This is a genomic window from Roseburia porci, from assembly GCF_009695765.1.
GTDB lineage: Bacteria > Bacillota > Clostridia > Lachnospirales > Lachnospiraceae > Roseburia > Roseburia porci.
The window spans coordinates 59100-78609 of record NZ_VUNI01000004.1 but is presented as its reverse complement, the minus strand read 5'-3'; the positions used below and the strand labels follow the sequence as shown (position 1 = coordinate 78609).

The window sequence follows — 19510 nt, the reverse complement described above, 5'->3', positions numbered from 1 at the left end:
AACATTGACAATCGCTCCTCTGTCCGTTATTATCATACATATCATATCTGATTAATAGGAATTAAATCAAAGGAAGGTGACAGGACATGAATATTTTATGCTTTGGAGATTCAAATACATATGGATATAAGCCGGACGGATCCGGCAGATTTGATGCAGACACCCGCTGGACCGGCATTCTTCAAAAGAAGCTCGGTCACGAGCATCCGATCATTGCAGAGGGGCTGTGTGGAAGAACTACCGTATTTCAGGACGAACTGCGCGAAGGCCGCCGCGGTCTCGATACGATCGGAATTACCGTCGAGATGCATAACCCGGTCGATCTTCTGGTCATCATGCTTGGCACCAACGACTGCAAATCCCGCTACGGTGCATCCGCAGGTACAATCGCAAGAGGACTGGATCAGGTTATTGAGAAGGCAAAAAAGAACGCATCCCAGCCATTCCGTCTTCTTCTTATTTCACCAATTCATCTGGGACATGGCGTAGGCGAGTCCGGATTTGATCCGGAATTCAATACTTCCTCCGAGATTGTTTCACGGGAGCTCTCTGCAGAATATGAAAAAATTGCCAGGAAACACCAGGCAGAATTTCTTGATGCCTCCGCATATGCCCTGCCAAGTGTCACAGACCGTGAACATCTGGACGAAGCAGGCCACGCAGCGCTTGCTGAGGCAATTTATAAAAAGATTGTACTTCTCTCATAAAGTGGATATAATTTTACTAAACTTCACGTAAATGAACAACTTTTGGGAGGGACCAATATGAAACTGATCTCATGGAATGTAAACGGACTGCGTGCCTGTGTCCAGAAAGGATTTCTTGATTATTTTAAAGAAACGGACGCTGACTTTTTCTGTATCCAGGAATCCAAGCTGCAGGAGGGGCAGATCGACCTTGATCTTCCGGGTTACCACCAGTACTGGAATTATGCCCTGAAAAAAGGATATTCCGGAACTGCAGTTTTTACCAGAAAAGAACCGCTTCACGTCTCCTACGGACTCGGAATCGAAGAACACGATAAAGAAGGACGCGTCATCACATTGGAATATGAGAATTTTTATCTTGTCACCTGCTATACGCCAAACTCACAGAACGAACTTGCAAGACTTCCATACCGTATGCAGTGGGAGGATGACTTTCTTACCTATTTAAAACAGTTAGATTCCAAAAAACCGGTGATTCTATGCGGTGATCTGAATGTTGCGCACACGGAGATCGACTTAAAAAATCCTAAAACGAACCGTAAAAATGCAGGATTTTCCGATGAAGAACGCGCAAAAATGACAACTCTTCTGGATTCCGGTTTCACAGATACTTTCCGCTATTTTTACCCGGATAAAGAGGGGATTTATTCCTGGTGGTCATACCGCTTTAAGGCACGTGAAAAGAACGCCGGATGGCGCATTGACTATTTCATCACTTCCAGACGGCTGGATGATAAATTAAAAGGAGCAGCCATCCACACCGATATCCCCGGTTCGGATCACTGCCCGGTTGAACTTACAATTGATCTGTAAAACTCTATAAGGTATGTAGAAATTCCTCAAAACATACCCCATCCTCAAGTGGAAGTCCCATCTCGATCGACTTTTCAATGCAACGTCTGATAAAACGTGATGCTTTTCGCACCGACTGGGTAAATTCCACTTGATTGACCGCATCTGCTGCAATAATCGCAGAGAAAATGTCTCCGGTTCCAGGTCTTGAACTGCCAATCTTTTTTGTCCGGATCAATTCATAATCCCTTCCCTTTTCATAGCAGAAATTCGCCACATAACTCTTCTGCTGGATTCCTGTGATTACCACACGCTCCGGCCCCATCTGTGCGATTTTTTCTGCAAGTAAAAGGAGCTCTTTTTCGCTCCACTTCTCCCGGTAATCCGTTCCAGTCAGAATACAGGCCTCCGTCACATTCGGCATAACAATGTCCGCAAGACTTACAAGACGTGCCATTTTCCTGCACATTTCCCCAGTATAGGTTGCATATGCTTTTCCGTTGTCTCCCATGACCGGGTCAATCAGCACAACTGTCTTTTCCGTTCGAAACTCCTGAATAAACCGGCTGACAATCTCTATCTGCTCCGCAGATCCTAAAAATCCGCTGCAGATACCTTCAAACTGAAGACCAAGCCTTTTCCACTCCGCAACATATGCCGGCATGTCCGGAGTATAATCCGTATAGAAAAAATGTTCATATCCGGAATGATTCGAAAAAATCGAGGTTGGAACAGCACAGCACTGTACTTTCATTGCCGAAATAATCGGCAGCTGCACCGCAATGGAGCATCGTCCAAATCCGGTAAAATCGTTGATTAAAGCAATCTTTTTCTGTCTGTTGTGGTTCTCCATAAAATCCTTCCTCTGTGTCCAATCCATATTTTCTATCATTATATTGCACAGATTGCATGAACTCAATGCTTTTTGATACTTTTCCGCATTACTACATTAAAATTTTTATTGATTTTTTATTGATTTTAAATGGAATACATGTATAATCATGATAGGGAAGTTAAAATTTTCCACTTCTTGATAAAGAGATCTCACGTCTGCATTCGCAAGTGATTACTCTATTACACAACGAAAGGAACGAGGTAATTAAAATGGCAGAAATCAATTTAAGCAAGTATGGCATTTCCGGAGCAACTGAAGTAATTCACAATCCTTCTTACGAAATGTTATTCGAGGAAGAGACAAATCCAGCACTGGAAGGCTATGAAAAAGGTCAGGTCAGCGAGCTTGGCGCAGTTAACGTTATGACTGGTATCTACACAGGTCGTTCTCCAAAAGACAAATACATTGTTGTAGATGAGAATTCCAAAGATACTGTATGGTGGACATCTGATGAATACAAAAACGATAACCATCCAGCAACTCAGGAAGCATGGGCAGCTGTAAAAGATCTTGCAATCAAGGAGCTTTCAAATAAAAGACTTTTTGTTGTAGATGCATTCTGCGGTGCAAACAAAGACACACGTATGGCAATCCGTTTCATCGTTGAGGTTGCTTGGCAGGCCCACTTTGTAACAAACATGTTCATCAAACCAACCGCTGAGGAATTAGAGAACTTCGAACCGGATTTCGTTGTTTACAATGCATCCAAAGCAAAAGTTACAAACTACAAAGAATTAGGATTAAACTCTGAGACAGCTGTAATGTTCAACATTACAAGCAAAGAGCAGGTTATCATCAATACATGGTACGGCGGAGAGATGAAGAAAGGTATGTTCTCTATGATGAACTACTTCCTCCCATTAAAAGGAATGGCTTCTATGCACTGCTCTGCCAACACAGATTTAAACGGAGAGAATACAGCAATCTTCTTCGGTCTTTCCGGAACAGGTAAGACAACACTTTCTACTGATCCAAAACGTCTCTTAATCGGTGATGATGAGCACGGCTGGGATGACAACGGTGTATTCAACTTCGAAGGTGGATGCTACGCAAAAGTTATCAACCTTGACAAAGAATCTGAGCCAGATATCTACAATGCAATCAAACGTAACGCTCTTCTTGAGAACGTAACACTTGATGCTGATGGCAAGATTGATTTCGCTGATAAGAGCGTAACCGAGAACACCCGTGTTTCTTACCCAATCGATCACATCAAAAATATCGTACGTCCAATCTCATCTGCACCAGCTGCTAAGAACGTTATCTTCTTATCTGCAGATGCATTCGGAGTACTTCCTCCAGTATCTATTCTGACACCAGAGCAGACACAGTACTACTTCCTGTCAGGATTCACAGCAAAACTTGCTGGTACTGAGCGTGGAATCACTGAGCCAACACCTACATTCTCTGCTTGCTTCGGTCAGGCATTCTTAGAGCTTCATCCTACAAAATATGCAGAAGAGCTCGTTAAGAAAATGCAGAAGAGCGGTGCTAAAGCATACCTGGTTAACACAGGATGGAACGGAACCGGAAAACGTATCTCTATCAAAGATACACGTGGAATCATCGATGCAATCTTAAACGGAGACATCAAAAATGCTCCTACTAAGAAGATTCCATACTTCAACTTCGAAGTTCCTACAGAACTTCCAGGAGTTGATCCAGCAATCCTTGACCCACGCGATACATACAAAGATGCTTCTGAGTGGGAAGTAAAAGCAAAAGACCTTGCTGATCGTTTCGTTAAGAACTTCGCTAAATACGAAGGAAACGCTGCTGGTAAAGCTTTAGTTTCAGCTGGACCACAGGCTTAATTTCAATCATTCTGACTGGATTGCCAGTCCTATGCAAAAGGACAACTCCTTACTCCGGGGTTGTCCTTTTTTGTATCTTTTTTATTCTATTTGATTGTTTTTGCATTTTTATTAATTTATTCTGCATTTTATTAACAAAACTCTACTTCTGTCTATTGTTATATTTTGTCATAAAAACTATAATTGTAGTATAAGGGAACGGGGAGAGGTATACTTATTGGAGGTACATGAGATGAAAAATGCAGCATCAGCTCAGGAATTTGAATCGCTGAACGGCATTACAATTGACGAAGTATTGTCCGTTTTTGAAGCAGTATCCGAAGCTTTTCCAATGATCGTGTCTGTAAATCTGACGAAAAACAGATATACCATGATCAAACAGGACGGATTTCTTGCAAATAATCTTCCGATGACTGGAAAATATGATGATCTGATCGATCTTGGTGTGGAAAATATCCACCCAAATTACCAGAAGGCATTTATGGAAAACTTTTCAAGAGAACGGTTACTGCGCCAGTTTGCCCAGGGGCGAAAAGAAGTGTATGTCAAACTTTATCAGAAGGGACAGGGGGATCATTACCAGTGGGTATCCACACACGTAATCCGTGTAAAGGACCGCGATGGTGATATCTGCCATATTTGTATTAATAAGGTTCTCTGCGATTTCTGCTCCGATGGCTCGAACAGACATTGCCGCGCACCTTACTAAACCGCAGACAATAAAATGCATGGCTCACAGAACATATTTTATATACTGCTCTGTTTGCCATGCATTTTTATCAGCCTGCCGATATCCATCTAATCCAGTATTATTCCGCTCAACCGCAGGTATGTCCGCCACAGTTGTGCTCATGTTCTCCGCAGGAATGATCATGCTCACCACAGTTGTGTTCTCCACTGTGATGAGAACACATCGTATCCGGATCATAGGACAAATTACCTTCGATCAATGCTTTCACCGCATCATCCGCAGCTCCTGTCACTCCAGGGAATAGTTCAATTCCCATCTGTGCCAGCGCATTTCTTGCGCCACCGCCAATTCCACCACAGATCAGAACATCAACTGAATATTCATGCAAAAATCCAGCCAGCGCTCCATGTCCCTGTCCATTCGTATCGTACACTTCTGACTTTAAGATTTTTCCGTCTTCCACCTGATAGATTTTAAAATACTCACTATGTCCAAAATGCTGAAACACCTGTCCATTGTCATAGGTTACTGCTATTACCATTCTTCTTTTCCTCCACTCATCTTTCATTTTTCCAAGGCATCTGTTGCCACTTTTCAACCGTTGTCTACAACAATTCAGATTGCCATTACACAGTTCATAATTGCCGCCCTGTATACAAAGTTCCCTGCCGTTTACAATGCTGTCTGCCACTTTCTTCCTGGCACTTGCATAGATCGCGGTAATACTTGTTCTGACAAGATTCATCTGCTCTGCACATTCTTCCTGTGTCAGTCCTTCATAATCGATCAGACGGATACTCTCATACTCGTCCACGGTAAGAATTACCCTGTCTTCGTTGCTCCATGCAGTCTGCGGTACAAACCTGCGGCATAAAGGTTCCTCGCAGACACGCCGTTTCTTCGCCGGTCTCGCCATGTTACCTCCTGTCTCCTACTGTTCCAGCGCCTTTTCCAGCAAAAGTGCTGCATCACGTACACAGTCATTGCATTCCCGCAGAACTTTTCCGGTTCCGATTCCTTTTAATTCCTTACAGATCACAGATCCGTTCTGGTTCTTAAATTCCGTCATCATGGCACGGATATCCTGCATTGTCTTGCCTGGATTCTTGTTCTTCATTCCAAGTATCATTGCAGCCCCGGTCAGGGCTCCACAACTGCCTTCCATCGTACCCATGCCCACTGCAAAAGCCTGAGTCAGATTACGCATCGTCTCCTCGTCTACCCCAATGAGATCACAATAGGTACATGCAACCGCCTGTGCGCAGTTATAGCAGCCAGACTGTTTCTTCTGTGCAGCTTCCTCTGCTCTTGAAATCATTCTACCCCTTCTTTCTTCTGTATATGGTCTTACGACCATCTGATGATTTTTCTCAATTATTCCAGAAACAGTATAACGCCATTATTGACATATGTCAATAATGGCGTTTTCTATCCAGTCACAAATTCTGCTTCTCGCATCCTGTGGAATGATTGATTTCTGTTTTCCTTTCATCTGTTCTGCATTATCCTGCTGCATAAGCCGATTCACCGCATGCGTAAGTATATTGGTGGAAGTTCGTTCTGAAAATTGCAAAGATTAATTCCACCATCCCTTTTATTTCTTGCAATAAACCTCAACATATGATGTATCAACATCTTTTACGTAAAAGCAATTCCAAGACTCTCACATATAGCGAAAGACTCTTTCTCACAGCTTTTCCAGAACTTCATTCTCATACCGTTCTCGAATATGTTGTTCCAACGTGACAAATACCCCAATATACCGATGCAGAATTTTTTTGACCAGTTGCTGTGCTGCTTCTTCATTGTAAATGTGTGTTGTATCATTTCGATCGCGCAACATCTCCAGCCATATATTCTCTTCTATAAAATCAAAATACGCATATGCCGTCTTAATAATTTCTCTCGGAGATCCTGTTGCAGTTTGATTTGCACCCTCATAGCGCAATAATTCTTTTAACACTTTCCAACCTAACTCAAACTGAATATAAAATTTGTCAATAATCCCACTTATGATAAATTCGTTGGTAATATCTTCCTGCTCCGCACGGCAAAGCACCTGTAAATGTCTGCTATACTGATCAAACTTTTTCATACAATACAATCCCATCCTTTTCTATCTCTGAAATCAATTCGGAAGATAAATATTTATCCTCCATATTTATAATATCCAGTTTTAAAAGTGACCATAAATCTTCATTCAAACTGTCTGACAAATTTTTAAAATCTTTGCATCCGTAGATTGCCAGATCAATATCACTTTTGGGCAGATTGTTTCCACGCGCACGTGATCCAAACAAGACCACTTTTCGAGCATGGTGCTTTTTCGATATTTCTGCGATTTGTCGATAAACGTTTTGTATGTTCTGATCTTCTTTTCCCTTCATTATCTGTTTCTGCTCCTGTTTTGCGTATTCCTAATATAAAAATATATTCTTATTATACGCCAGCCTTAACAAAGAACGCAATCAAAGATAATATGAAAGTTTCCCTTTTCTCGTAGTTATTTTGTAATATATTTCACAGCAGTTCCATAAGCGATCACTTCTGCCGCGCCACTCATGACCTGCGAAGAACCATAGCGGACTCCAACAACTGCATCTGCACCAAGTCCCTTGGCTTCATCCACCATTCTTTTGACTGCGATCTGGCGTGCCTCATTTAACATCTCGGTATATCCAACAATCTCTCCACCAACCAGTGTTTTCATGGCTGCCATAAAATCCTTTCCAAAATTCTTGGACTGTACAACGGTTCCCTTTACCATACCCAGTGCCTCATACTCTGTTCCTGGGATTGTTTCAATACTTAGAAGCTTCATCTTCTTCTCCTCCTTCGATTTCTTTTACTCGTTTTACCAATGCAACAACTACTCCAATTCCAATTGCGACAGGAATTGCAACCATAAATAATAGCCAGCCGATTGGAATCGGGTCTTCTGAGTTTGCCCATAGCAGAATTGCGATCGTAAAAATCATAATTACGATCATAATACCGCCGCCAAGCACAGCGCCCAGAATCTTTTTCTTATGAATGTCCGTTCTTTTGATATCCATAAAACTGGTTCCCTCCTTTTCCAACTGTTCCATTCGTTCCAGACACGCTTCCGCATCCAAATGTTCCAGCGAGGTTCCCTGATCCAGCATCTCCTGACAAAAATTCTGCACCTGTGTCAGATTCTTCTTCTCGCGTTCCAATTCCTCCAACTGATATTCCAGACAGTCTCTCAGGCTTTTCTTTCCATCAAACATCTGTCTCATATCTTCGATTGGAATTGAAAGTTTACGCAAAAGACGGATCTCCAAAAGCCGGTCCACATCTTTCAGTCCGTATTCACGATATCCATTTTCTGCACGTTCTACCTGAAGCAGTCCCTGTTCTTCGTAAAAACGGATATTTTTTCTTGTAATGCCAACCAGTTCTTCTACCTGCTTGATCTTCATTTTTCTGCTCCTTCCTTCGTGTCTGACCTTTTTATACAGCTTCCACAAGGTGGAAAGTCAATCTTTTTTTCAAAAAAAGTTATTTTTATCATACCATGAATTCAAAATTCCCGATATACCTGAATTCCATATAAAAAATCATAGAAAAATCTTTCGAAAGCGCTTATAATAGTTCAGGCAAATAATCAGACCACATCTGACATAGAAAGAAGTAATTTCATATGATTACAAATAAAAAAAATTCCATGGACATGCTCCATGGTTCTCTTTGGGATAAAATATTGATCTTTGCACTGCCACTCGCAGCCAGCAGTATTCTTCAGCAGCTGTTTAATTCCGTCGATACTGCCGTTGTCGGCCGTTTTGCAAGCAGCCAGGCGCTCGCAGCCGTTGGAAGCAACAGTTCCCTTATCTCATTGATGATCAACCTGTTCGTTGGAATCTCACTTGGTTCCAACGTCGTGATCGCACATTATATTGGTCAGAAAAAAGAGGATAGTATCCATGCTGCCATCCATACTGCAATTCTCGTTGCAATTGCAAGCGGACTTTTCGTACTGATGCTCGGACAGTTTATCGCCCGTCCTGTCCTGACTTTGATGGGAACTCCTGAGGACGTGATCGATCTTGCTGTCTTATACCTGCGGATTTATTTTCTTGGAATGCCTTTTATCATGCTCTATGATTTCGGTTCTTCTATTCTCCGCAGCACAGGAGACAGCAAACGACCTCTTTATGCACTGATTGCTGCCGGCATCATCAATACCGTGCTGAATCTGATCCTTGTTATCGTTTTTCATCTTGGTGTATCCGGTGTTGCAATCGCTACGGTCGTTTCCAATATGGTAAGCTCCGGGATTATTCTCTATATCCTTATGCACGAAGAACCGCCGATCCGTCTGAGTTTTCATAAGCTTTCCATTCATCTGCCTGAGCTGAAAAAAATCTTACAGATCGGTGTTCCTGCCGGACTTCAGGGAATGGTGTTCTCCATTGCAAATGTCTGCATTCAAAGTTCGATCAACAGCTTTGGTTCCAATGCCGTTGCGGGATCTGCTGCTGCATTAAACTATGAATTTTTTGCATATTTTGTTGTAAATGCATTTGCACAAACAACGGTCACATTCACCAGCCAGAATTTTGGTGCCGGTGAATATGACCGCTGTAAAAAAATATATCGTACCGCTATGATCTTTTCAGTGGTATTCTGCGGAATGCTGTCTGCCGTCTTTGTTCTCGGCAATGGCTTCTTCCTGCAATTATACTCGACAGATCCTGCTGTTTTAGAATTTGCCAGACAGAGACTCTTCATCGCCACCACTTTAGAGCTTCTGACCTCAACCTATGAGATCAGCGCCGGTGCTATGCGTGGTCTTGGGCATTCTTTGTCTCCTGCACTGATTACAGTATTCGGTTCCTGTGTACTGCGCCTGATCTGGATCTCAACAGTCTGCCGCACGATCCATAAGTTCTGGGTTCTGATTCTGATCTACCCAATTTCCTGGGTTATCACAGGTGCTATCATGATCACAGCTTACGTACTTCTCCTCCGTAAGCTGTACCCTAAGAATATAGGTTAATGCAAATTACAGTGCAGCCTTAATTGCTGCCATCAGTTCATCATAAGTCTCATATGCAGGCAGATCCGGGTTATCCTTCTTGATCTGATCAGTGCTCTTAAACAGGAAACCTGCCTTACTTGCGCGGATCATTCCAAGATCATTATGGCTGTCTCCACTTGCAATTGTCTCATATCCGATCGACTGTAATGCTTTCACGGTTGTGAGTTTGGAGTTCTCAATACGCATTTTAAATCCAGTAATCTCTCCATCCGGAGCAACCTCCAGTGTATTACAGAAGATTGTCGGCCAGCCGAGTTTCTTCATTAGCGGTCCTGCAAACTGGGTGAATGTATCGCTGATAATGATTACCTGTGTCATACTACGGAGTTCATCTAAAAATTCCTTTGCTCCAGGAATCGGATCAATTTTTGCAATTGTCTCCTGAATCTCCTTTAATCCAAGGCCGTGCTCTTTTAAAATGCCAAGTCTCCATTTCATCAGCTTATCATAATCCGGCTCATCTCTTGTAGTTCTCTTTAACTCCGGAATTCCACTCTCTTCGGCAAACGCGATCCAGATCTCCGGAACAAGAACGCCTTCTAAATCTAAGCATACAATATTCATATGTATTTCCTCCTCAACAGCTTTGTTCATCATTGTAGCACAACCTGCCTCGAATTCAAACACTTTATTGCGTTAATGTTGTCAATTTATAAAATTATTCTCCAAAAACAGCTTTATAATCTGCCTGGAATTTCTCAATTCCCTGATCTGTTAACGGATGTTTGGTCATCTGCTCAATGACTTTATAAGGAATTGTTGCAATATCCGCACCTGCAAGAGCGCAATCTGTTACATGGATTGGATTACGGATAGATGCAGCTATAATCTCTGTTTCATATCCATAAATGTCAAAAATATCTGCAATCTGACGGATAAGTTCAATTCCAGGCTGGCTGATGTCATCTAATCTTCCAAGGAAGGGTGATACATAAGTTGCACCTGCATTTGCTGCAAGAATTGCCTGGTTTGCACTGAAGATCAATGTAACGTTTGTTTTGATTCCTTCTGCGGAAAGAACTTTAACAGCTTTCAGACCTTCCACGGTCATAGGGATTTTTACAACCATATTCGGATGAATTGCTGCGATCTCACGTCCCTCTTTGATCATTCCATCCGCATCCACAGTTGTTGCCTTTACCTCACCACTGATCGGTCCATCTACGATCGATGCAATCTCTTTAATAACCTCTGTGAAGTCTCTGCCTTCTTTGGCAATCAGGGATGGATTGGTTGTCACGCCACAAATTACTCCCATGTCATTTGCTTTCTTAATGTCCTCAACATTTGCTGTATCCACGAAAAATTTCATTTCATATACCTCCGTTTATTTATTTTCCTTTATTCTACAATCACAATATAACACTTATCATAAGCATATGCAAGACGTTTCAAAAGTAAATAAAAGCATTCGAAAGTAAATAAAAGTTCATTTGTTTTTCTTCCTTATTTTTTGCTGGATTAAATCACAGATATGCTTTACAATATGAATATATATGTAAATGCATTTTATAGAATGGAGTCTGGAGATATGCTGCAATTAGAACGCCAACAACAGATTTTAAACTACCTGGAGAAAAACAGAAAGGCTACAACGAACGAACTGAGCGAACTGCTTGGAGTGTCGGCAACCACCATACGCACCGATCTGAACCAGATGGATAAAGAAAAGCTCCTGACCAAAACACATGGCGGAGCTATTTACCGGGATCGTTCCGGTGATAAGAAAGATCTGACCGGAAGAGCTTATTTTTTTGATGAAAGAGCTTTGGAAAATCAGCCGGAAAAAGAAGCCATCGCTTCCGAGGCTGTAAAACTGGTGCGTGACCACATGTGCATCTTTCTCGACGCAAGTTCTACCGCATATACCCTCGGAATGAAGCTGACCGGCTTCACGGAACTGACCGTCATCACAAACGGCATTAATCTTGCACTTGCACTGAAAGATGTTCCGGGAATTACAGTAATTCTGACCGGTGGAATCGTAACTTCCGCCTCTTCCTCTATTGAAGGACTGCTTGGAGAGGATCTTCTTCGCAAGATCCATACAGATATTGCCTTCGTATCTGCAAGAGGATTTTCGCTGGAAAACGGACTGACAGATTTCAGTATCTATGAAGCGGATCTGAAGCGGATGTGTATCAAAGCTTCTGCGAAAACTATTGCTCTGATCGATCATACCAAGTTTGATACCACTTCGATCTCCAGCTATGCTTCACTTGACGATCTGAATCTTGTGATCACCGACAACCATTTATCGCAAAATACAAGAGAAGTTTATGAAAAAGCCGGAATCGACCTTGTGATTGCTGAATAACCCTGTAAATTTCACGCGGTCTGGCTAATTGCCGAATATAATCCGAGTAAAACCAGTAAAAATACAATATTTGCGATTGTAAACACAACTATATATCTGCCTGTTTTTATCTCCTTTTCTCCTGCTGCATATTTAAAACTGATCAGACTCGCCATAGATGCAATCAATGTGCCAAGTCCCCCAAGATCCGTTCCGATTATGAGCGCCTTGATCTGATCCGTAAACCCGGATAGCAGGATTGCAGCCGGCACATTGCTCATGAACTGACTTGCCACAATCGCGGTCAGTACTTCTCGTCCGTTCACCATCTGCTGCAAAAGATCATGCACCCCCTGCATTCGTCCGAGATTCCCGATAAATATAAATAATGCAGCAAATGTACCAAGCAAAGAATAATCCACCTCTTTCAGAAGACTCCGTTCGCATAACAATGTGTAGATCAGTACACAACCAAGCGGAATCTCATAAGGCAGGATTCTTCCAACAGCCAGAAGACTGATGAAAAGCAACGTTGCACAGGCTGCATATTTTCCCATGTTGAAGTGTCTTTTCCGATCTGTTTTCTCAGTGATCTTAATCTCAGTTTTTTCGTAATTTTTTCCACTACCAGCGACACATAAAATGATCCATCCCGCAAGAAGGATTCCTGAAACCAGCGTATATGGAAACATCAGCCTTAAGAACGCAACCGCTGTATCATCCGACATTCCGAAAAGATACAGATTCTGTGGATTTCCAATTGGTGTGAACATACTGCCCAGATTCGCTGCCAGTGTCTGAATAACGATCACACGAAGCATCCATTTTCTTCTCAATTTTTCTTCCATTTTATGCATGATCGTGATTGTGAATGGGACAAACGTAATCAGCGCAACATCATTCGTAATCACCATGGACAAAAAGAAGCAGAGAAAAACAAGAACAAACGCAACCCCCGTCACTGTCTTAGTTCGTGCCAGCAGTTTTTCTGCCAGAAGATCAAAAAATCCCAGTTTCCGAAAACCTGCCACAACTGTCATCAGGCAGAATAAGACTGCAAGCGTCCGATAATCTATATACCCAGGATACTGCGCATCCGGATGAACCCAAATTGCAGAAACCACTGCCAGCACGATCGCAATTGAAAGCACGATCTCCCTTTTTATAAATAACATCAATTTTTTCATATTACCATTTCCTATTGCATTCATAATTACGGTATCATTATATTCGACTGAATGGTGGCTTTCAACTCAAATATGACAACACCTAAATTTTATCCACAATTAACAGTACCATGACGTGGATTTTACAAACGTGCGTTATAATCTCTCCTGTTTATACAAATCATTACAACACGGAGGAAAATGAGTATGAAAAAGAGAAACAGAATTTTCACTGCTTTTCTCGCAGCAACATTGATTATCGCACCAAGTGCTCTTGCATTTGCCGGTGCAGCACCAGATGGCAGCACAGATGCAGCAAAGGCATATGGAGAAGCATTTACCAACTGGAAAACAAATAACTGGGAAAATGGGCTTAGTACGGACTGGACACAGGTTTCCATGACACCTGGATCAGATGAAACATCCATGGATTTTGCATGGTATTCTAAAACCAATGAAGAAACCTCTCTCGTTTACGGACAGAATTCTGACCTCAGCGATGGAAAAAACGTTGAAATTACGTCTGTTGACACAAAGCAGACCGACAAAAATGGTACTTCCTATACAAGTAATAAGGCTGTGCTCACAGGCCTTCAACCTGGAACAACCTACTATTACCAGGTAGCCGGAAAACCTGTCCATTCATTCCAGACCGGGACATCGGATAAATTCACTTTTGCATTTGTTGGCGATCCACAGATTGGTTCTTCCAATGAATTAAAAGGATCTGACACCGAAGAATTCTATAATGCACAAAGCAATGCCGTTGCCAGTGACAGCTACAACTGGTCACAGACACTCAATAAAATTCAACAAGCCGGATCTGATTTTGTTGTATCAGCCGGCGATCAGATTCAGACCACTGCCAAAAAAGCACCTGGAAAAAGTACAACAACCAGTGAGATTGAATACGCCGGATACCTTTCTCCGGAAGCACTGACTGCACTTCCAGTCGCTACAACAGTCGGAAATCATGATGCCGATAACGCCAACTACCAATACCACTTTAACGTTCCGAACCTTAGCAATTTAGGTGATAATGGAACGGTTGGCGGTGATTACTATTTCACCTACGGAGATGTCTTATTCATGATGCTGAACACACAGGATACCAACTCTGCAGAGCACATCGAATTCATTCAGAATACAATTTCAAAAAATTCAGACTGCAAATGGAAAGTTGTAACACTGCATCAGGATATCTATGGTTCTGCTGAACATTCCAATGAACCGGAAATCGTAAACCTGCGTTATGCCCTCACCCCAACTTTTGAAAAATATGGTGTCGATGTTGTTCTGACCGGTCACGATCATGCATACTCCAGAAGTAAATTCTTAAAAGCTGATTCTGAGGTCAAAGAAGTAACTTACAACAAGAAAGATTTTAAGGCAATGCTTGAAAAAGATGTAAATTACAGTGGCGAAGGAACTATTTATACCGCCCCACAGAACATTAAAGATGATACGACAGACTCATCCGAACAGGCATATCTGGAATATCTGAATTCCATTATGGATAAAGATAACATCACCGATGACAGTACTTCGTATGCAATCAATCCTTCCGGTATTCTTTACCTGACTGCAGGCAGTTCATCCGGTAGTAAATATTATGACCTTGTACCACGTCAGCAGTCTTATATTGCAAACAGATGGCAGGAAGATGTACCTACTTATTCTCTGATTAATGTTACCGAAACTTCCATGACCATCAATACGTACCGCACAAACAACGACAGCAAGATCGACGATACACTTACTATCGTAAAAACTGCCGACAGATCCGAACTGGACGCAAAAGTAACAGCTATTCAAGACGAAATTGCAAATGGAACCATTACGGAGAAAGATTATACCTCAGACAGCTGGAATGCACTTCTTGATGCACTGAAAAAAGCCGAAGACTTAAATGAAAAATCTACACAGGCTGAAATCAATCTTGCACTTGAGAAATTAAGCAGTGCAAGAAGCGGATTGCAGAAAAAACCTTCTGACTCAAAGAAAGACATCACCGATGACAAAACTTCCGTAGTTGGCACAGCCGATGATTCTGAAACGACGGACACGACTGGAGCATCAGGCTCTGCAAAAACTTCTGATACATCTGGAAAATCTGACGCTACAGCAGCTTCCACGAAAAAGCTTGCTACCGGAACATCTGTCACAAGCAGCTCTGATGCCAAAATCACTTTGAAAGATACCAATGGAATTTTACCGGAAAATGTTGTATTTTCCTCATCTAAAATCTCAGATACATCCAAAATTGCACAGGTCAGATCACTGGTCACCTCCAAAATTTCCGGTGTGACTGATGTTGTTTTATACGAGCTAAACCTGACAGACAAAACAACAGAACTTCATCAGCTGGATGGAACCGTTCAGATCACTATGGATCTTCCTTTTAGCCTTGGAAATAACGAAACTGTTAAAGTATATCGTGTTGACAATGACAATCTGATAGAATGTACTGCTTCCGTAAAAGACCAGAAACTTGTTTTTGAAACAGATCACTTCAGTACCTTTGCTTTTGCAAAAGTAACTACTGCTGCAAATGGAAAAACAACTTCTGTCCAGACTGGCGACAATCAAAACGCAGCTATCTGGACAATCGTATGCATTGCAGGAATGGCTGTGCTTGGAGCAAGCATTTTCTCCCGCAGAAAAAACAATAAGAAAAGAGACTATTAATTTTATGATACACGCATCAAATAAAAAAAGGATCTGCATCGCAGTCCTTATTCTGGTACTTACCATAATTTGGGGTTTTTTGCTCAACCGTGTGGATAAAACCGAACTTTTGTCCAACGATGGAAGAACATTTGAAAAAGCGCGTGTGGTTGAAATCGTAAATGATAATTTATCTGCTGATGGCACCAGAGCCGGTGCCCAGCAGGTTAAAGTACTGATCCGAACTGGTTCGCATAAGGGAGAAATTCTGGATGCCACCAGTTCTTCCTCTTATTTATACGGAGCCAACTGCACGGTCGGATTAAAAGTAATCGTCATTATCAGTGAATCTGATGAACTGACAACCGTGAGCGTATACAATTATGACAGAGGTATGCAGCTTTATGCTATCATAGGATTTTTCCTTCTGGTACTCGTCCTGATCGGCGGCTTGAAAGGCTGGAAATCTGCCATCGGACTTGTCTTTACATTCTGCTGCATTATTTTTCTCTTCCTGCCACTTATCTACCGTGGTGTGTCTCCGATTCTGGCTGCCGCATTTATTGTAATTCTGACCACTGTTGTTGTAATGTATCTGATTGATGGGATGACCACCAAATCAAAATGCGCAATGATTGGTACGATCCTCGGTGTAGTCATTGCTGCGCTTTTTGCCTGGATTTTTGGAAAAATATCTCACATATCCGGCTACAATGTGGATGATGTGGAAAGCCTGATCTACATCGGTCAGATGACCAATATCCGTGTCGGAGAATTAATGTTTGCGGGAATTCTGATCTCCGCATTAGGTGCTGTCATGGATGTTGCCATGTCCGTTGCAAGCACGATATGTGAAATTCACGCAAAAAATCCCCACCTCGACCGGAAAGAACTTTTTCATTCTGGAATCCATGTCGGAAAAGATATGATGGGAACTATGTCCAATACCCTGATTCTTGCTTTTGCAGGAGGTTCCATTAACACTTTTGTCTACATATACAGCTATAATTATCAGTATTATCAGATACTGAACATGTATTCCGTCGGTATCGAAATCATCCAGGGAATTTCCGCAACACTTGGTGTGATCCTGACGGTTCCATTAGTATCTTTTATCACGACATATGCATTGAAAAACAGACCTTCCTCTCCATAAGGAGAGTGGTCTGTTGATCATTTCACCCCAGGGATATTATTAAGAATGTACCGCCAAGAAAAAAGACAGGCTTCTATTTCAATCTGCGCTCTCCTAAAGGGAGCGACGACGTCCGGCGGTGGAAAATGGTGCTAGAATATAAATAGTACAAGCCAAAATGAGAAATTCCAAATACACATAAGCATGATACAATAGAAACATGCTGAAGGAGGATCTCATATGGCAAAGCAACATGACAAACAATTTAAACTTGATGCAATCCAGTACTATCAGGATCACAAAGATCTCGGAGTACGTGGAGGTGCAGAAAATCTTGGCATCGGCTACAGTACATTAACAAAGTGGCTGAAAGACTTCCGAGAATCAGGTGATATTCCTGTTCGTGGTTCTGGTAATTATGCATCTGATGAGCAGAAGGAAATTGCCCGTCTCAGACGTGAATTACGTGATGCCCAAGATGCACTTGATGTGTTAAAAAAAGCAATCAACATTCTGGGAAAATGACGGAAGCCATTTATCTCGAAGTGACTGAGAAGACAGAAGCTGCCAAAAAGGCTGGACGCCAGGTTTCCGTCTCTGGAATGTTGAAATTTTTAGGTGTCTCTCGCTCAGGATATCTTGCATGGCTCCACCACGTACCTTCTGATACAGAAAAACGTCGTGAAGCTGTAAAAGCAAAAATACAGGATATTTATGATGATTCCAAGCAGAACTACGGCGCTCCGAAAATCACTGTAGAACTGCGAAAAACCGGTGAAGTCATTTCGGAAAGAACCGTTGGTACATATATGCGCCAAATGGGAATCCGTGCTCAGTGGAGCAAACCATGGACCATCACCACAAAAGATTCTGATTTCAGCACAGAATTACAAAATATCCTTGATGAACAGTTTAATCCTGACCGCCCGAATGCTGTCTGGTGTTCGGATATCACCTACATCTGGACAATAGACGGATTTGTCTATCTGACCAGTATTATGGATTTATTTTCCAGAAAAATCATAGCCTGGACACTTTCAGAAACACTGGAAGTATCCTGCGTGATTGATACGATAAACAAAGCCAAAGCTCGCCGAAATATTGATCAACCATTAATTATCCATTCGGATCGTGGCAGCCAATATGTTGCAAAGGAATATAAAAAAGCAACCGAAAATATGCAGCGTAGTTACTCAAAGAAAGCATTTCCGTGGGATAATGCATGCATTGAATCCTTTCATTCTGTTATCAAACGTGAATGGCTCAATCGCTTTAAAATCCGTGATTATAAGCAAGCATACCAGTTGATTTTTGAATATCTGGAAGCTTTCTACAATACGAAACGAATTCATAGCCATTGCAACTATATGTCGCCAAACGAATTCGAACAAGTGTATGAAAGAACGAACACTGAGGCTGAGCTTCTGGCAGGTTAAAATGGGGAGAAATTTCTCATTTTAACTTGTACTAAATCTTGACATAGGACCAAAATGGCTCTTTGACACGATTTCAATCCACGCTCCCCTAAAGGGAGCGACCCACGTGGTATGACGGATCTGGAATGGACGATGAATTTCAATCCACGCTCCCCTAAAGGGAGCGACAGCAGCGTTCACAATTGCAGGATACTACACTATGGATTTCAATCCACGCTCCCCTAAAGGGAGCGACTGTTTCCATTATTGTCTACATAGCATCCCTTCATCCATTTCAATCCACGCTCCCCTAAAGGGAGCGACTGTCTGCCGGCTTAATTCATCCTGGCAGACATGTATTTCAATCCACGCTCCCCTAAAGGGAGCGACAGCAATATTTCACAAAAAAAATTATATTTTTTATAAAATATTACAAATATATTCAAATTTACAGCTAAAAAATTTTCCTCTTTGATTCTTTTTAGTCATAAATTCAAATTTTTGTTAATTTTTTCTGGTGCGAATCCCCCACATATTTTATGCGAGCATTATATTCGCACTATACATTTTGTTTATAAAATCAGTGGCTGGTCAACAGGAATTCCTCTATCAACACCAATGTGCTCTACTTTCGTCTGATATTTGTTACCAAGATAATAAAATCGTAAGCTATCAACGCTTTCATCGATAATATCATTTAATATCGATTTTAACAACACACATTGCGACTGATCAAGAATACACTCAAATACTGAATTTTGTACACGTCTTCCATAATTTTCACATTGTTTTGCCACTTTTCTTAATCTAGTTCTCCCAGCTGCACTTTCAGTATTTACATCATATGTAATCAATACAAGCATTATT

The 19510-nt window shown here is 41.7% G+C and carries 21 protein-coding genes and 1 CRISPR repeat array; of the genes, 10 read left to right on the top strand and 11 right to left on the bottom strand.

Going from position 1 to position 19510, the window contains the following annotated elements:
- Positions 1–86: 86 nt before the first annotated feature.
- Both FYJ75_RS03810 and xth read left to right on the top strand, forming a co-directional pair.
- Positions 87–707 (top strand): GDSL-type esterase/lipase family protein, encoded by a 621-nt coding sequence (locus FYJ75_RS03810; RefSeq protein ID WP_154429023.1) that lies wholly within the window; start codon positions 87–89, stop codon positions 705–707.
- A gap of 57 nt (positions 708–764) precedes the next feature.
- Complete coding sequence (xth, locus tag FYJ75_RS03805; protein WP_154429021.1) at positions 765–1520, top strand: exodeoxyribonuclease III; 756 nt, start codon at positions 765–767, stop codon at positions 1518–1520.
- A gap of 4 nt (positions 1521–1524) precedes the next feature.
- On the opposite strand, the gene FYJ75_RS03800 is transcribed toward xth, so the two are convergent.
- Positions 1525–2352 carry a pyridoxamine kinase gene (locus FYJ75_RS03800; protein ID WP_154429019.1) on the bottom strand — a complete coding sequence of 276 codons (828 nt, stop codon included), beginning with the start codon at positions 2350–2352 and terminating at the stop codon, positions 1525–1527.
- 251 nt (positions 2353–2603) lie between these two features.
- On the opposite strand from FYJ75_RS03800, the gene pckA reads away from it, so the two are divergent.
- Both pckA and FYJ75_RS03790 read left to right on the top strand, forming a co-directional pair.
- A complete protein-coding gene (pckA, locus tag FYJ75_RS03795) occupies positions 2604–4208 on the top strand; it encodes a phosphoenolpyruvate carboxykinase (ATP) (RefSeq protein WP_154429017.1) in 1605 nt (534 codons plus the stop codon).
- 232 nt (positions 4209–4440) lie between these two features.
- On the top strand, positions 4441–4917 hold the full coding sequence (locus FYJ75_RS03790; protein WP_154429015.1) for a hypothetical protein: 477 nt from the start codon (positions 4441–4443) through the stop codon (positions 4915–4917).
- Between the two features lie 109 nt (positions 4918–5026).
- Here the strand turns inward: FYJ75_RS03790 and FYJ75_RS03785 are convergent, their stop codons facing one another.
- The 6 genes from FYJ75_RS03785 to FYJ75_RS03760 all read right to left on the bottom strand — a co-directional run bounded on the left by FYJ75_RS03785 (position 5027) and on the right by FYJ75_RS03760 (position 8342).
- Complete coding sequence (locus tag FYJ75_RS03785; protein WP_154429013.1) at positions 5027–5815, bottom strand: DUF134 domain-containing protein; 789 nt, start codon at positions 5813–5815, stop codon at positions 5027–5029.
- A gap of 15 nt (positions 5816–5830) precedes the next feature.
- The gene (locus FYJ75_RS03780) at positions 5831–6217 is read right to left on the bottom strand and encodes a C-GCAxxG-C-C family protein (RefSeq protein ID WP_154429011.1); all 387 of its coding nucleotides are present in this window, start codon (positions 6215–6217) and stop codon (positions 5831–5833) included.
- Between the two features lie 369 nt (positions 6218–6586).
- Positions 6587–6994: an HI0074 family nucleotidyltransferase substrate-binding subunit gene (locus FYJ75_RS03775; protein ID WP_154429009.1), complete on the bottom strand. Its 408-nt coding sequence runs from the start codon at positions 6992–6994 to the stop codon at positions 6587–6589.
- Positions 6981–7286, bottom strand: coding sequence for a nucleotidyltransferase family protein (locus FYJ75_RS03770; RefSeq protein ID WP_154429007.1), 306 nt, complete (start codon positions 7284–7286; stop codon positions 6981–6983). Before FYJ75_RS03770 ends, FYJ75_RS03775 begins: the two co-directional genes overlap by 14 nt.
- A 116-nt stretch (positions 7287–7402) precedes the next feature.
- The gene (locus FYJ75_RS03765; protein ID WP_154429005.1) at positions 7403–7720 is read right to left on the bottom strand and encodes a YbjQ family protein; all 318 of its coding nucleotides are present in this window, start codon (positions 7718–7720) and stop codon (positions 7403–7405) included.
- Positions 7701–8342, bottom strand: coding sequence for a MerR family transcriptional regulator (locus FYJ75_RS03760; protein WP_154429003.1), 642 nt, complete (start codon positions 8340–8342; stop codon positions 7701–7703). Before FYJ75_RS03760 ends, FYJ75_RS03765 begins: the two co-directional genes overlap by 20 nt.
- Before the next feature lie 221 nt (positions 8343–8563).
- Between FYJ75_RS03760 and FYJ75_RS03755 the strand changes: the two genes are divergently transcribed.
- Entirely contained in the window at positions 8564–9922 is a 1359-nt protein-coding gene (locus FYJ75_RS03755; RefSeq protein ID WP_154429001.1) for an MATE family efflux transporter, read from the top strand.
- Positions 9923–9928: 6 nt separating this feature from the next.
- Here the strand turns inward: FYJ75_RS03755 and thrH are convergent, their stop codons facing one another.
- Together thrH and fsa are read right to left on the bottom strand one after the other, a co-directional pair.
- Positions 9929–10528, bottom strand: coding sequence for a bifunctional phosphoserine phosphatase/homoserine phosphotransferase ThrH (thrH, locus tag FYJ75_RS03750; RefSeq protein WP_154428999.1), 600 nt, complete (start codon positions 10526–10528; stop codon positions 9929–9931).
- 94 nt (positions 10529–10622) lie between these two features.
- Positions 10623–11276, bottom strand: coding sequence for a fructose-6-phosphate aldolase (gene fsa / locus FYJ75_RS03745; RefSeq protein WP_154428997.1), 654 nt, complete (start codon positions 11274–11276; stop codon positions 10623–10625).
- A 219-nt stretch (positions 11277–11495) separates the two neighbouring features.
- Here fsa and FYJ75_RS03740 point away from each other — a divergent pair, with 219 nt between their 5' ends.
- The gene (locus FYJ75_RS03740; protein WP_154428995.1) at positions 11496–12281 is read left to right on the top strand and encodes a DeoR/GlpR family DNA-binding transcription regulator; all 786 of its coding nucleotides are present in this window, start codon (positions 11496–11498) and stop codon (positions 12279–12281) included.
- Positions 12282–12292: 11 nt separating this feature from the next.
- Here the strand turns inward: FYJ75_RS03740 and FYJ75_RS03735 are convergent, their stop codons facing one another.
- The gene (locus FYJ75_RS03735) at positions 12293–13447 is read right to left on the bottom strand and encodes an SLC13 family permease (protein ID WP_154428993.1); all 1155 of its coding nucleotides are present in this window, start codon (positions 13445–13447) and stop codon (positions 12293–12295) included.
- A 186-nt stretch (positions 13448–13633) separates the two neighbouring features.
- Here FYJ75_RS03735 and FYJ75_RS03730 point away from each other — a divergent pair, with 186 nt between their 5' ends.
- From FYJ75_RS03730 to FYJ75_RS03715, 4 genes are all read left to right on the top strand, one after another.
- Positions 13634–16114: a purple acid phosphatase family protein gene (locus FYJ75_RS03730; RefSeq protein ID WP_154428991.1), complete on the top strand. Its 2481-nt coding sequence runs from the start codon at positions 13634–13636 to the stop codon at positions 16112–16114.
- Positions 16115–16118: 4 nt separating this feature from the next.
- Positions 16119–17249 (top strand): YibE/F family protein, encoded by a 1131-nt coding sequence (locus FYJ75_RS03725; RefSeq protein ID WP_154428989.1) that lies wholly within the window; start codon positions 16119–16121, stop codon positions 17247–17249.
- A 219-nt stretch (positions 17250–17468) separates the two neighbouring features.
- Positions 17469–17753: a transposase gene (locus tag FYJ75_RS03720; protein ID WP_154428987.1), complete on the top strand. Its 285-nt coding sequence runs from the start codon at positions 17469–17471 to the stop codon at positions 17751–17753.
- Positions 17750–18664 (top strand): IS3 family transposase, encoded by a 915-nt coding sequence (locus FYJ75_RS03715; RefSeq protein ID WP_117831446.1) that lies wholly within the window; start codon positions 17750–17752, stop codon positions 18662–18664. Before FYJ75_RS03720 ends, FYJ75_RS03715 begins: the two co-directional genes overlap by 4 nt.
- Positions 18665–18734: 70 nt before the next feature.
- A CRISPR array of direct repeats spans positions 18735–19033; the repeat unit is 32 nt; unit sequence ATTTCAATCCACGCTCCCCTAAAGGGAGCGAC.
- 182 nt (positions 19034–19215) lie between these two features.
- Here the strand turns inward: FYJ75_RS03715 and cas2 are convergent.
- A complete protein-coding gene (cas2, locus tag FYJ75_RS03710; RefSeq protein ID WP_154428985.1) occupies positions 19216–19506 on the bottom strand; it encodes a CRISPR-associated endonuclease Cas2 in 291 nt (96 codons plus the stop codon).
- Positions 19507–19510 lie beyond the last annotated feature (4 nt).

Coding starts and splice junctions, on each gene's coding strand:
- thrH (WP_154428999.1), bottom strand. CDS start 10,528: ATGAATATTGTATGCTTAGATTTAGAAGGCGTTCTTGTTCCGGAGATC.
- FYJ75_RS03725 (WP_154428989.1), top strand. CDS start 16,119: ATGATACACGCATCAAATAAAAAAAGGATCTGCATCGCAGTCCTTATT.
- FYJ75_RS03715 (WP_117831446.1), top strand. CDS start 17,750: ATGACGGAAGCCATTTATCTCGAAGTGACTGAGAAGACAGAAGCTGCC.
- FYJ75_RS03760 (WP_154429003.1), bottom strand. CDS start 8,342: ATGAAGATCAAGCAGGTAGAAGAACTGGTTGGCATTACAAGAAAAAAT.
- FYJ75_RS03770 (WP_154429007.1), bottom strand. CDS start 7,286: ATGAAGGGAAAAGAAGATCAGAACATACAAAACGTTTATCGACAAATC.
- FYJ75_RS03775 (WP_154429009.1), bottom strand. CDS start 6,994: ATGAAAAAGTTTGATCAGTATAGCAGACATTTACAGGTGCTTTGCCGT.
- FYJ75_RS03765 (WP_154429005.1), bottom strand. CDS start 7,720: ATGAAGCTTCTAAGTATTGAAACAATCCCAGGAACAGAGTATGAGGCA.
- pckA (WP_154429017.1), top strand. CDS start 2,604: ATGGCAGAAATCAATTTAAGCAAGTATGGCATTTCCGGAGCAACTGAA.
- FYJ75_RS03720 (WP_154428987.1), top strand. CDS start 17,469: ATGGCAAAGCAACATGACAAACAATTTAAACTTGATGCAATCCAGTAC.
- FYJ75_RS03730 (WP_154428991.1), top strand. CDS start 13,634: ATGAAAAAGAGAAACAGAATTTTCACTGCTTTTCTCGCAGCAACATTG.
- FYJ75_RS03810 (WP_154429023.1), top strand. CDS start 87: ATGAATATTTTATGCTTTGGAGATTCAAATACATATGGATATAAGCCG.
- xth (WP_154429021.1), top strand. CDS start 765: ATGAAACTGATCTCATGGAATGTAAACGGACTGCGTGCCTGTGTCCAG.
- FYJ75_RS03755 (WP_154429001.1), top strand. CDS start 8,564: ATGATTACAAATAAAAAAAATTCCATGGACATGCTCCATGGTTCTCTT.
- cas2 (WP_154428985.1), bottom strand. CDS start 19,506: ATGCTTGTATTGATTACATATGATGTAAATACTGAAAGTGCAGCTGGG.
- FYJ75_RS03735 (WP_154428993.1), bottom strand. CDS start 13,447: ATGAAAAAATTGATGTTATTTATAAAAAGGGAGATCGTGCTTTCAATT.
- FYJ75_RS03740 (WP_154428995.1), top strand. CDS start 11,496: ATGCTGCAATTAGAACGCCAACAACAGATTTTAAACTACCTGGAGAAA.
- FYJ75_RS03780 (WP_154429011.1), bottom strand. CDS start 6,217: ATGATTTCAAGAGCAGAGGAAGCTGCACAGAAGAAACAGTCTGGCTGC.
- FYJ75_RS03790 (WP_154429015.1), top strand. CDS start 4,441: ATGAAAAATGCAGCATCAGCTCAGGAATTTGAATCGCTGAACGGCATT.
- FYJ75_RS03785 (WP_154429013.1), bottom strand. CDS start 5,815: ATGGCGAGACCGGCGAAGAAACGGCGTGTCTGCGAGGAACCTTTATGC.
- fsa (WP_154428997.1), bottom strand. CDS start 11,276: ATGAAATTTTTCGTGGATACAGCAAATGTTGAGGACATTAAGAAAGCA.
- FYJ75_RS03800 (WP_154429019.1), bottom strand. CDS start 2,352: ATGGAGAACCACAACAGACAGAAAAAGATTGCTTTAATCAACGATTTT.